General features: G+C 70.2%; 10 protein-coding genes. All 10 read left to right on the top strand.

The genetic code is table 11. The features are described 5' to 3' along the window. Window positions 1–149: 149 nt before the first annotated feature. The 10 genes from tsaD (at window position 150) to HCN52_RS05670 (ending at window position 12394) form a co-directional block, all read left to right on the top strand. Window positions 150–1229 (top strand): tRNA (adenosine(37)-N6)-threonylcarbamoyltransferase complex transferase subunit TsaD, encoded by a 1080-nt coding sequence (gene tsaD / locus HCN52_RS05715; RefSeq protein WP_168087273.1) that lies wholly within the window; start codon window positions 150–152, stop codon window positions 1227–1229. Between the two features lie 55 nt (window positions 1230–1284). After that, window positions 1285–3930, top strand: a complete 2646-nt coding sequence (gene alaS / locus HCN52_RS05710) for an alanine--tRNA ligase (RefSeq protein WP_168087271.1) — start codon at window positions 1285–1287, stop codon at window positions 3928–3930. A 222-nt stretch (window positions 3931–4152) separates the two neighbouring features. Then, on the top strand, window positions 4153–4821 hold the full coding sequence (locus tag HCN52_RS05705; protein WP_168087270.1) for a hypothetical protein: 669 nt from the start codon (window positions 4153–4155) through the stop codon (window positions 4819–4821). Between the two features lie 53 nt (window positions 4822–4874). Beyond that, complete coding sequence (locus tag HCN52_RS05700) at window positions 4875–5861, top strand: hypothetical protein (RefSeq protein ID WP_168087269.1); 987 nt, start codon at window positions 4875–4877, stop codon at window positions 5859–5861. 72 nt (window positions 5862–5933) lie between these two features. Further along, on the top strand, window positions 5934–6605 hold the full coding sequence (locus HCN52_RS05695) for a hypothetical protein (protein WP_168087268.1): 672 nt from the start codon (window positions 5934–5936) through the stop codon (window positions 6603–6605). 194 nt (window positions 6606–6799) lie between these two features. Next, the gene (locus tag HCN52_RS05690) at window positions 6800–7651 is read left to right on the top strand and encodes a hypothetical protein (protein WP_168087267.1); all 852 of its coding nucleotides are present in this window, start codon (window positions 6800–6802) and stop codon (window positions 7649–7651) included. Between the two features lie 536 nt (window positions 7652–8187). Beyond that, the gene (locus HCN52_RS05685) at window positions 8188–10527 is read left to right on the top strand and encodes an MMPL family transporter (RefSeq protein WP_168087266.1); all 2340 of its coding nucleotides are present in this window, start codon (window positions 8188–8190) and stop codon (window positions 10525–10527) included. Window positions 10528–10629: 102 nt separating this feature from the next. Next, a complete protein-coding gene (locus tag HCN52_RS05680) occupies window positions 10630–11145 on the top strand; it encodes an SRPBCC family protein (RefSeq protein ID WP_168087265.1) in 516 nt (171 codons plus the stop codon). Between the two features lie 139 nt (window positions 11146–11284). Next, the gene (locus HCN52_RS05675) at window positions 11285–11587 is read left to right on the top strand and encodes an acyl carrier protein (protein WP_168087264.1); all 303 of its coding nucleotides are present in this window, start codon (window positions 11285–11287) and stop codon (window positions 11585–11587) included. A gap of 177 nt (window positions 11588–11764) precedes the next feature. Beyond that, window positions 11765–12394 (top strand): TetR/AcrR family transcriptional regulator, encoded by a 630-nt coding sequence (locus tag HCN52_RS05670; RefSeq protein ID WP_168087263.1) that lies wholly within the window; start codon window positions 11765–11767, stop codon window positions 12392–12394. Window positions 12395–12597: the final 203 nt, after the last annotated feature.

The raw sequence follows: 12597 nt of genomic DNA, 5'->3' as shown, positions 1-12597 counted from the left end.
CCGCCCGCCCGCCGCTCGCGTCCGCAGCCGGGGCGCCCCCGTGCCGGGCCGCCGCCCGCCCCAGCCCCGCGCCCGCGCGGCTATCGGTGTGCATCGGACACGCCGGGCGCTCTACTCTGATTGCCTCAGGCAAGCACGGAGGAATGGACATGCAAGGTCGCGTGGTGCTGGGCATCGAATCGTCCTGCGACGAGACGGGCGCCGGACTGGTACGGGACGGGAGGCTGCTCGGCCACGCCGTCGCCTCCAGCATGGCCGAACACGCCCGCTACGGCGGCGTCGTCCCCGAGATCGCCGCCCGCGCACACGTCCACTCCTTCAACCCGGTCGTCCAGCAGGCGCTCGACCGGGCCGGGCTCGCCATGCGCGACATCGGAGCCGTCGCCGTCACCACCGGGCCCGGCCTCTCCGGCGCCCTCCAGGTCGGCCTCGCCGGCGCCAAGGGCATCGCCTACGCGCTCGACGTCCCCCTCTACGGCGTGCACCACCTCGCCGGGCACGTCGCCGCCGACACCCTGGAACACGGGCCGCTCCCCGAGCCCTGCATGGTGCTGATCGTCTCCGGCGGCCACACCTCGCTGCTCCTCGTCCGCGACCTCGTCCGCGACCCGATCCTCCACCTCGGCGACACCCTCGACGACGCCGCCGGCGAGTGCTTCGACAAGGTCGCCCGTGTCTTCGGCCTGCCCTACCCCGGCGGCCCCGCCATCGACCGCGCCGCCCGCGACGGGAACCGGAAGGCCGTCGCCTTCCCCCGCCCCCTCACCGGCACCCGCGACGAGCGCCACCGCTTCGCCTTCTCCTTCTCCGGCCTGAAGACCGCCGCCGCCCGCTGGTCCGAGCAGCACCGCGCCGAAGGCCGCGACATCCCCGTCGCCGACGGCGCCGCCTCCCTCCAGGAAGCGGTCGCCGACGTCCTCACCCGCAAGGCCGTCGACGCCTGCCGCGAGCACGACGTCTCCACGCTCGTCGTCGTCGGCGGCGTCGCCGCCAACTCCCGGGTCCGCGAACTCGCCGAGCAGCGCTGCCGATCCGCCGGCATCACCCTGCGCGTCCCCCCGCTGGGCCTGTGCACCGACAACGGCGCGATGATCGCCGCCGTCGGTGACCTCCTCGTCCGCTCCGGTGCCGAACCCGCACCCCTGGACCTGTCGATCGACCCCTCCGCGCCCCTCACCTACGCGGCGCTCACCCCCGCGGCACGCACACCCGCCTCCGCGGCAGCCTGACCACCCCGCCGCCGCCCGCCCGATCCCCCCGACCCGCAGACGCCCGGAGCATCCCTTGCGTACCGCTGAGATCCGCCGCCGATTCCTGGACTACTTCGCCGAGCGCGGCCACCACCGCGTCGCCAGCGCCCCGCTGCCGACGCCGGACCCCACCCTCCTCTTCATCAACGCCGGCATGGTGCCCTTCAAGCCCTACTTCACCGGCGAGGCCACCCCGCCGTGGGACCGCGCCACCAGCGTCCAGAAGTGCGTGCGCACCCTCGACATCGAGGAGGTCGGCAAGACCACGCGCCACGGCTCCTTCTTCCAGATGAACGGCAACTTCTCCTTCGGCGACTACTTCAAGGAAGACGCCATCCGGTTCGCCTGGGAGCTCTCCACCAACCCCCAGGACCAGGGCGGCTACGGCCTCGACCCCGACCGCATCTGGGCCACCGTCCACCACAGCGACGACGAGTCCCGCGAGATCTGGCGCCGCGTCTCCGGCCTGCCCGACGACCGCATCGTCGCCCGCGGCGACGAGGACAACTTCTGGTCCATGGGCGTCCCCGGCCCCTGCGGCCCCTGCTCCGAGCTGTACTACGACCGCGGCCCCGCCTACGGGCCCGCCGGCGGCCCGGAGGTCGACGAGGACCGGTACATGGAGTTCTGGAACCTCGTCTTCATGCAGTACGAGCGCGGCGCGGGCCCCGGCAAGTCCGGCTACCCCATCCTCGGCGAACTTCCGCGCCGCAACATCGACACCGGCATGGGCCTGGAGCGCATGGCCAGCCTCCTCCAGGGCGTCGACAACCTCTACGAGATCGACGAGACGCGGCCCATCCTCGACCACGCCGCCAAGCTCGCCGGCGTCCGCTACGGCGCCGACCACGAGAACGACGTCCGGCTCCGCGTCATCGCCGACCACGTCCGCACCGGGCTGATGCTCCTCGCCGACGGCACCGCCCCCGGCAACGAGGGCCGCGGCTACGTGCTGCGCCGCATCCTGCGCCGCGCCGTCCGCGCCACCCGCCTCCTCGGCTACCAGGACCCGGCCCTGCCCGAGCTGCTCCCGGTCGCCCGCGACTGCATGTCGCCCAGCTACCCCGAGCTGGCCGACGAGTTCGAGCGCATCTCGCAGCAGGCCTACGGCGAGGAGGACGCCTTCCGCAAGACCCTCAAGCAGGGCACCACCGTCCTCGACACCGCCGTCGAGAAGACCAAGGCCGACGGCGGCAGCACCCTCGCCGGCGCCCAGGCGTTCCTCCTCCACGACACCTACGGCTTCCCCATCGACCTCACCCTGGAGATGGCCGCCGAACAGGGCGTCGAGGTCGACCGCGACGGCTTCGCCGCGCTCATGGCCGAGCAGCGCGAACGCGCCCGCGCCGACGCCCGCAACCGCAAGGCCGGCGCAGCGGACACCGCCGCGCTGCGCACCGTCCTCGACGCCAACGGCCCCACCGACTGGGTCGCCTACGAGGCGCTGGAGACCGAGTCCAAGGTCCTCGCCCTCCTCGGCCCCGCCGGGCCGCTGCCCGTCGCCACCGCCGGCGACATCGTCACCGTCGTACTGGACCGCACGCCGTTCTACGCCGAGTCCGGTGGCCAGGACTCCGACGCCGGCCGCCTGACCGGCACCTCCGCCGAGGCCGAGGTCCTCGACGTGCAGCGCGCCCTCCCCGGGCTCGTCGTGCACCAGGTCCGCCTCACCGCCGGTGAACTCGCCCCCGGCGACGAGGTACGCGCCGCGGTCGACGCCGAGTGGCGGACCGGGGCCCGGCAGGCCCACTCCGGGACCCACGTCCTGCACGCCGCCCTCCGGCAGATCCTCGGCCCGGCCGCCCTCCAGGCCGGCTCCTACAACCGGCCCGGCTACCTCCGCCTCGACTTCCCGTGGCGCGGCGCGCTCTCCCCGACCGTCCGCTCCGAGGTCGAGGAGGCCGCCAACCGCGCGCTGCGCCAGGACCTGCCGGTCGGCGTCCGGTGGATGCCGCTCGCCGAGGCCAAGGAACTCGGCGCCCTCGCCCTGTTCGGCGAGACCTACGGCGAGAAGGTCCGCGTCGTCGAGATCGGCGGCGCATGGTCCCGTGAACTCTGCGGCGGCACCCACGTCCAGCACGCCTCCCAGGTCGGCACCATCGCCCTCACCGGAGAGGCGTCCGTCGGCGCCGGCATGCGCCGCGTCGAGGCGGCCGTCGGTGTCGAGGGCTTCGCCTACCTCGCGCGCGAACGCGACCTCGTCGCCCAGCTCGCCGAGCAGCTCCAGGCCCCCCGCGAGCAGCTCACCGAGCGCGTCGGCGTGCTGCTGGAGCGGCTGAAGACCGCCGACCGCACCATCAACGAGCTCCGCCGCAAGGAGTCCATGGGCCGCGCCACCGAACTGGCCGCCGCCGCCCGCGACATCGCCGGCACCCTCGCCGTCACCACCACCATCGACGGCGACGGCGGCAGCGCCCGCGAACTGGCCCTCGCCATCCGCGACCGGCTGCCCGAGCGCACCCCGGGCGTGGCCGTCGTCGGTGCGGGCGCCGGGCCCAAGGGCGTCGTGGTCGTCGCCGTCAACAAGGCGGCCAAGGAGGCCGGTCGGTCCGCCGCCGACGTGGTCAAGGGCCTGCTCGGCGGCCGCGGCGGCGGCAGCGCCGACGTGGCGCAGGGCGGCGGCATCCCCGCGGCCGACCTTGCCACCACCCTCGACGGGCTGCCGGCTCTGCTGGGCTGACGGCAGGAGTTCTCGGCCGACGGGCCGGGCACGCGCGACCGCGCGTGCCCGGCCCGTCGTGCGTGCGTCGGTGGCAGGGCTGGTGGCGGGGATTCGGTGCAGTGCGGGTGGCTTGTGACGTGTTCGGTACGGGGTGCGTCTGGCCGGTCCGGTCGCGGGTCGGTAGCGTGCTGTGACGTCGATCCGCTGTTCCGTTGTCGTGTTGTTGGGGGAGCTACCGCCATGAAGCGCCACCTTGTCCTGCCCGTCGTTGCCGCGGCGACGGCCGGACTGCTGCTGACGTCCTGCTCCAGCGGGGACTCCGAGCCGGACGACGACATCGCAGGCGTGCAGTCCCCGTCGCCGTCGGAGGACGATGAGGGCTCGGAGGAGTCGGAGGACGCGGACGCCGAAGCCGACACGGACGCCCCGGACGACGGTATCGATCGCCCGGAGATCGAACTCCCGGATGACATGACCAAGGAGTTCGAGGACGTCGACACCGACGACCCGGACGAGCGTGCCGTCCTCGCCGATCAGGAGCGATTTGTTGCTGCGGTGGACGGTGCGGTGGCAGAAGGTGAAGCGGGGCCCGCTCTCGACTTCTACGCAAGCGGCGACGCGTACATCAGCGCGGTGGAACTCGTTGAGCGCTATGCGGACATGGGTTACCGCATCGGGGGGCCGATTCGCTACTACAACCGCGATGTGACGCTGAGGGAGGGGGACACGGCCACTTCTTCGTCCTGTGTCGATTTCTCCCGGAGCTATTCAGTCAATCTCGAAACGGGTGAAGAAGATCCGCAGAGTGATGAACAGGGGCTCTACACTCTGAGCCACGAGCTCAATGATGTCGGGACCTGGCGAGTGGTCGGCTGGGCGGTAACGGCAGGCGGTGAGTCGTGCGCCTAAGGGCGACTGTACTGGTGGCCGCACTGGGCGGCTCCCTGTGGCTTCTTACCTCCGTGGCTCATGCCCAGCCCCCGGGCTACCTCGATGATCTGCGAGAGGTGACCGGAGACCGTGAAGGCGGCACCCTGGCGGCCGGGGCTTCGTTCCGCGGCGTCGTGGTCGAGGGTGACACCGTCGGTGGCGGGGGGCAGATGAGCCCGGTGAGGACGACCTGGGAGCCCCCGGCCTGTTACTTCGCTCCGAAATGGACTGCTCCGGAGTTCAAGCAGTGGTGGACCGGTCATGTCCTGCCGATGGCGGGGAACATGGAGAGCCCGGAGTTCACGTCCGAGCTGACACGGGAGCACAAGAAACTCTACGGGCCGGACGGCAGGCACGAGGATCACAACATCGCCCGGGCCGATGACGGGACCTGGTGGGGTGTTCACATCAACCCGAACGCCCGGGGAACCCAGGAGGCGATGGCCTGTTACCTGGACGAGTCGTACGTCTGGGTGGAGCATTCCGATCCTCCGCCTCCTGGTCCCGGCGTTCCGGATGCTGCGATGTTGGCGGAGTTGGCGTACGAGCATGTGGACATTCCCGAGTTGTCGTTCGAGGTGAGCCCCGCTGATGCGCAGAAGGTGAATCTGGCGACGTGGGTGTGGTTGCCTGCGTCGGAGTTGGACCCGGTGTCGGTGACGGCGCGGCTGGACGGTTACGCGAATCTGTCATCGACGGTGACGGCGCGGCCGGTGTCGGTGTCGCTGGACGCGGGGACGGCGGATGCGACCGTGCATGCGGGGCCCGACGGGTGTGCGGTGTCGCCGGCCGGGGTGATCGGCGCGGAGTGGACGAGTGCCCGGAAGGGCGAGACGCCGCCGTGCGGCGTCACGTACCACCGTGCGACGCACGGTGGGGGCGGTTACGAGTTGAGTGCGACGGTGACGTGGGAGGTGAGCTGGGAGGGGTCCGACGGCAGCGGCGGTGATCTTCCTTCGGGTGAGTTCGGCTCCTCCCAGACCGTCCAGGTGCAGGAAGTGCAGACCATCGTCCGCTGATGGGTGCCTTGGCGCCTTGGCGCGCCTCGGTTTTGCTGTCGTGTTGTCGTATATAGCAAGGGAGTTACTGTCATGAAGCGCCACCTTGTCCTGCCCGTCGTTGCCGCGGCGACGGCCGGACTGCTGCTGACGTCCTGCTCCAGCGGGGACTCCGAGCCGGACGACGACATCGCAGGCGTGCAGTCCCCGTCGCCGTCGGAGGACGATGAGGGCTCGGAGGAGTCGGAGGACGCGGACGCCGAAGCCGACACGGACGCCCCGGACGACGGCATCGACCGCCCGGAGATCGATGTTCCGGACGATTTGGAGAAGGAGTTCGAGCCGGTCGACACCGACGACCCCGACGAGCTGGCAGTTCTGGCCGACCAGGAGCAGTACATCTGGGCGGTGGATGAAGCGATCACCAGCGGATCGGCCGATCGTCCGGCGCTCGCTTTCTACAGTGACGGGGAGGGCTTCATCAACTCCATCGAGTTCGTATCACGGTTTCACGATGAGGGCTACAGCATCAGCGGCAAAGTGGAGTACTACAACAGGTCGGTGACGCTTCGAGATGAGGGGGTGGCGACTTCTTCCTACTGCGCCGACTTCCGTGAAGCGTTCATGGTCGACATTGAGTCCGGGGAAAAGTACCCGGAAGACAGCGAACAGTTCCTGTACGCGTCGAGGCTCGAGCGGACCGAAGACGGAGTTTGGCAAACCGCTTCATTCTCTGTGGAGTCGGGTGGGAGTGACTGCCGATGAGGGGTGTCACCTTCGGTGTCTCTCTTGGCGCTGCACTGCTGATAGGAACTTCATCCGCACTCGCCGCGCCGGGTTTTGGTTACGGAGACGCAGGGCGTGAAGTGACCGGGGGGCGCACCTCGCAAGGCGTATACGCCGGGGCGTCATTCAAAGGCGTCGTTGTCGAGCCGGCCCGCAGCTCGGAAGGTCCCGGCATGAAGGCTGAGGCCGCGGCTTGGGAACCGCCGGCCTGCTACTTCGCTCCGAAGTGGACGGCTCAGGAGTTCAAGAAGTGGTGGACCGGTCACGTGCTGCCGATGGCAGAGAAGACGGAGACCCCCGGTTACACATCGAGCCTGAGGGAAGAGCACGGGAAGCTCTACGGGCCGGACGGTAAGTACGAGGATCACAACGTAGCCCGGGCGGACGAGGGTACGTGGTGGGGGATTCACACCAACCCGAATGCTCGCGGCACCGAAGATGCGATGGCGTGCTACGGCGACGAGTCGTACCTCTGGGTCGAGCACTCCGATCCGCCGCCGAGTGTTTCGGGAGTCCCCGACGCTCAGGTGTTGGCGGAGTTGGCGTACGAGCATGTGGATATTCCGGAGCTGTCGTTCGAGGTGAGCCCCGCTGCCGATGCGCAGAAGGTGAATCTGGCGACGTGGGTGTGGTTGCCGGCGTCGGAGTTGGACCCGGTGTCGGTGACGGCGCGGCTGGACGGTTACGCGAATCTGTCGTCGACGGTGACGGCGCGGCCGGTGTCGGTGTCGCTGGACGCGGGGACGGCGGATGCGACCGTGCATGCGGGGCCGGACGGGTGTGCGGTGTCGCCGGCCGGGGTGATCGGCGCGGAGTGGACGAGTGCCCGGAAGGGCGAGACGCCGCCGTGCGGCGTCACGTACCACCGTGCGACGCACGGCGGCAGTGGTTATGAGTTGAGTGCGACGGTGACCTGGGAGGTGAGCTGGGAGGGGTCCGACGGCAGCGGCGGTGATCTTCCTTCGGGTGAGTTCGGCTCCTCCCAGAGCGTCCAGGTGCAGGAAGTGCAGACCATCGTCCGTTAGACAGGTGCCCCCGTTGCCCGGCGGATCGCTGCCGGGCCGGGTCCGGGCCCGCCCGTCGTTCCCGCCGGTGGACCGACGCGGCCCGCTGGCCGGATTCCGCCCGACGAGAGGCTCTGGGCGGCCCCGGGGCGATGTGTCCCGGCCTGCCGGACGCGTCTGTTCCGGCGCTGCTCCGCTGCTGCCGTCCGCATCCCGGCGCTGCCGGCGGTGGCGCGACGATGCTCGGCCACAGGGGCGTGCAGCAGTCCGCGCCGTCGGCTGTTCCCGCCGCGCGCCTGTGTCCACGTGACGGCGCGCATGAGGTTCTCAAGGCTTTGACCTGCGCCTTCCTCGTCCTGTTCCACCCATGTGACGGGTCATCAACAAGCGGGCTACGTCTGTTGATTACGCCTGACAGCCCTACCTACCTGTAGTAGTCTACCGGCGGTAGGTAGCCGCCCCGGGCGCATTCAGGTGTGCCCTGTGCGCCCCTGCTCGTCTCCGTACACCCGCACCGCTCCCATCCTTCCGCGTGTCCACGACCGGCCCGAGGTGTCATGAAAGCGTCTTTGCTGTACAGATTCGGCCAGCGCTGCGCCCGGCGCGCGTGGTGGACGGTGGGCGTGTGGGCACTGGTTCTGGCGGTGGTGGGTGGTCTGGCCGCCGCCTATGGCGGCGAGACGAGCGACGACATCTCCGTGCCGGGGTCCGAGGCGGAGCGGGCGGCTGAGCTGCTGGGTGAACACTTCCCGGGCCTCGACGGCGCCACCGCCGTGATCGTTCTTCACGCTCAGGACGAGGCCGAGGAAGGCAACTCCGGCGGGCTGACCTCGGGCGACCGCCCGGCCGCGTTGGCGGAGTCGCTGCGCGCGGCGAGCGAGGTGGTCGGCGTCACCATGATCTCCGACCCGTCGCAGGACGAGGCCCGGGTAAGTCAGGACGGCAACACCGCTTTCGCCGACGTCTTCTTCGAGGGCGGCGTGGGGGAGGTCGGGGCCGCGGGGATCTCCGATCTGTCCGAGGCGTTGGAGCCGGCGCGTGACGCCGGGGTGTCCGCCTATGTGGGAGGCGAGCTCGCCTTCGCCACCAGCGGCGCGGAGACCGGCGGGGCCGAGGCGGTGGGTCTGCTGGTCGCCGTCGTGCTGTTGCTGTTCGTCTTCGGCTCGGCTGCCGCGGCCGGTCTGCCGATCCTCATCGCGCTGTGCAGCGTGGGCGTGGTCTCCGCCGGCCTGTTCCTCATGGCGGCGGTGACGGAGATCCCGACCGAAGCGCCCCAGGTCGGCGTGATGATCGGCCTCGGCGTCGGTATCGACTACGCGCTGCTGGTGGTCAACCGGCATCGCGAAGAACTCCGGCGCGGCCGTTCGCTGGAGGACGCGATCGGCGCGGCGGTCGCGACCGCGGGCCGGTCGGTGGTGTTCGCGGGCTTCACTGTCGTCATCGCGGTCGCCGGTCTCTACCTTGTGCCGCTGCCGGCGGTCCGTGCCCTGGCCACCACGTGCGCCGTGGTGGTCCTCGTCTCGGTCATCGCCGCGGTCACCCTGGTCCCCGCCCTGCTGGGGCTGTTCGGCACGAAGGTGCTGCGCCGCGCGGACCGGCGCGCCGGGGTCGGCGGTTCGACCGAGAAGGCGGCCGCCGCCGGTGGTGAGGTCGCAACGGGGGAGGGCCGGGACGAGGAGGCCGCTTCGGCGACACGGCGCCGTGCCGACGACGAGGACCGCGCGCTGCGGCAGACGTTCTGGGGCCGGTGGGTCAACGGCGTCGACCGGCGACCGTGGCCCTGCCTGCTGCTGGCGACCGGCGCGCTGCTCGTCCTCTCGATCCCCGTGCTCTCGATGGAACTGAGCATGCCGGACGGCCGCAGCACCGCCCAGGGGTCGGACGCGCGCGTCTCGTACGAGCTGCTCGCCTCCGAGTTCGGCCCGGGGGTCAACGGTCCGGTGACCGTTCTGGTCACCCACCCCGGTGACGGTACGGAGGGCGAGGTGCTGGCTGCGACCGCCGATGTCCTCGGGAACGACGAGCGGATCGAGTTCGTCTCCGACGGCATGCCGGCCGAGGACGGTCGCGCCCACGTGCTGCAGGCCGTGCCGCGCGCCGCGCCGGCGGACCCGGCTGTCGCCGAGCTGATCGAGGACCTCCGAGCCGAACTGGACGCGTTGGAGAGCGACGGCGTGGCGGTGCTCATCACCGGCCCCACGGCCCTCTACGCCGACCTGACCTCCGAGACGGCGGCGGCCACGCCGCTGGTGGTCGTGGTGGTGGTCCTGCTGTCGTCACTCCTGTTGCTGGTGGTGTTCCGCTCTGTCCCCGTGGCCGCCGTTGCGGCGGTCTTCAACCTGCTCGGCATCGGGGCCGCCTTCGGCGTGCTCGTCGCCGTGTTCCAGTGGGGCTGGGGCATGCAACTGCTCGGACTGGACGAGACGCAGGCGATCGCCTCGTTCGTCCCCGTCATCCTTTTCGCCGTGGTCTTCGGGCTGAGCATGGACTACCAGGTGTTCCTCATGGCGCGGGTGCGCGAGGAGTACCTGCGGACGGGGGACACCCACACCGGCCTGGTCCACGGCGCCACCCACACCGCACGGGTCATCACGGCCGCAGCGCTCATCATGATCAGCGTCTTCCTCGGTTTCGCCTTCGCCGAGGAGCCGCTGCTCAAGATGCTGGGCCTGGGTCTGGCCGTGGCGGTCGCGCTCGACGCCACCGTGGTGCGGATGCTGCTGGTACCCGCGGCGGTGTCCATCCTCGGTGACCGCAACTGGTGGATGCCCGCGGCGCTCGACCGCCTGATCCCGCGCGTCGACCCGCACGGCGAGAGCGTGGGGCGAGACGCCGGGGCCGTCACTCCGGCGGCCGACGACCGAGAGGTGGAGGGAGCGCGCGCCGAGCGGGCCTGAAGGCGGGGCGAGCGACCCTGAACGCCGGCCGGGCCCGCCCACGGGCTGTGGGCCGGAGCAGAGAAGCAGTGAGATCCAACAGACCAGAGGGGGACGACGTCGATGAGCGTCGACATTCACCAGGAACGAGGCCTGCTGAGCGGCAGACGGGTCACGCAACGGCCGCCCCGCACGCAGTCCGTCCGTCATGAGGTGCTGCTCGCGGCGCCTCCGGAGAAGGTCTTCGACTTCTGTCTGACCCCGGAGGGCTACAGCGCAATCATGCCGACGCGGATCACGATGAAGGGCCAGACGGACGAGGAGATCGGGCAGGGGTCCTCCGTCGCCTGGAACTTCTGGCTGATGAACGTCATCCCGGTCCGCTGGGTGGCGCACATCGCCGAGCACGACCGGCCCCGGCAGTTCGTCGACCTCCAGCTGCGCGGCCTCTTCACCTACTTCCGTCACACCCACAGCTGTGAGCCGCACGGCACGGGGACCCTCTACCGCGACGAGGTCGAGTTCGCCTCCAGGATGGGAGCGTTCGTGGACCGGACCGCCGTGCGAGCCGAGTTGAACCGCAACTTCCGTCATCGGCAGCGCCGCATGAGAGAGATCCTGGGGGCGGGCGGCGCCTGACCGGTGCCCCGCCCGAACCTCCGCCTCCGCTCGCGCGCCCCGTCGGCGTGCGCGACCGGGTCGCCGCGGAGACCGCACCACCCACCACCGACCGCACCTCATACGACCGCACCTCATACGTTCGACTTCAGGGGGAAGCATGAACGACCAGCACGCAGCAGCGACGGCAGGACCGTCCGAGGATGAGAGGGCCGTCCAGGACTGGGTCCTGGAGCGGCTCGCAGCCCACCTGGAGGTCCCCGTGGAGCAGCTCCCCGAGGACGCGGTCTTCACCGAGGTCGGGCTCTCCTCGATACGCGCCGTCGAACTCGTGACGGAAATCGAGGAGCAGTACGACCTGGAGCTGTCCCCTGTACTGCTCTACGACCACCCTTCGGTGCTGGAGGTCGCGCGGAGGGTGACCGAGGCGCGCCGCGGGGTGGCGGCGGGGGCCGACGGCTGAGGGTGCCGGCGCGGCGGCGGGCGGTGATCATTTCGCGGCCCGTTGCCGCACCCATAATGTCGGAGTTCCCCGGTCGGGTATAGTTCCGCCGCACGCCACGATTCTTCGGGGCGCGCGGAAAGGAACAATTCAATGGTGTCCCAGGGAAATTCTGGTCGGCCGCGCAAGCGTATTCGCATGTCGCGTGAGGATCGCGAGAGGCAGATTCTTGCGGTGGCTCGCGACGAGTTCTCCAGGCGTGGCTACGTCCAGACCTCGATGGATGACATCGCGGAGAAGGTCGGTGTCACCAAGCCGGTTGTCTACGACCGGTTCTCCTCGAAGGAAGGCCTGCTGCTGGCGTGCGTCCGTGAGCTGCGTATGGAGCTCGCGGAGGCTGTGCGGGCGGCCTCCCTGGCGGCCCGCGATCCCGAGGACATGGTCCGACAGGGTGCTCGGGCCTTCTTCTCCTTCGTCGCCGAGCACGAGGGCGTGTGGCGCCTCCTCCGCTGTGAGCAGGCTCTTTCCGACCTGGCGCGCGAGGAGTTGGAGGCGATACGACGCCAGCAGCTGAGTGTCACCACCGAGGCTCTGCGCGGCCACATCGGGGGTGGCGACCCCCTCCGGGAGGAGATGGTGGCAGAGCTGTTCGTGGGTGCCACGGAGCGACTCGCTCTGTGGGCGGAGCAGCGCGCGGACGTTCGCGACCACGTCGCCGACTGGTTCGTCGACGTCATGTGGAACGGACTGGGAGTGCTGTTCGCCGGCAGTCCTGACGGCGATGCGGAGATGTCCGGAGACACCCGTGAGAGTGATTCACGGAAGTAGGATTTTTTCCTTGCTTCGCGAGGAAGGGGGTACCTATACTCGCGGTATCGGGTCGCAAACGGGGTACGACTCGGATCAACGGGGGAAGGTGGGCATATTGCCTTGCCGGATCAGTGAAGCAGGAAATGACCGTCGCCTGTTACGGGAATGGGTTGATCTGCCGTTCCGGATTCACGCGGCCGACCGTACCTGGGTTCCGCCGC

Source organism: Streptomyces bohaiensis (assembly GCF_012033785.1).
In the GTDB taxonomy this organism is placed as follows: Bacteria; Actinomycetota; Actinomycetes; order Streptomycetales; family Streptomycetaceae; genus Streptomyces; species Streptomyces bohaiensis.
The sequence above is the reverse complement of the archived record's forward strand: the minus strand, read 5'-3'. Positions and strand labels throughout refer to the sequence as shown.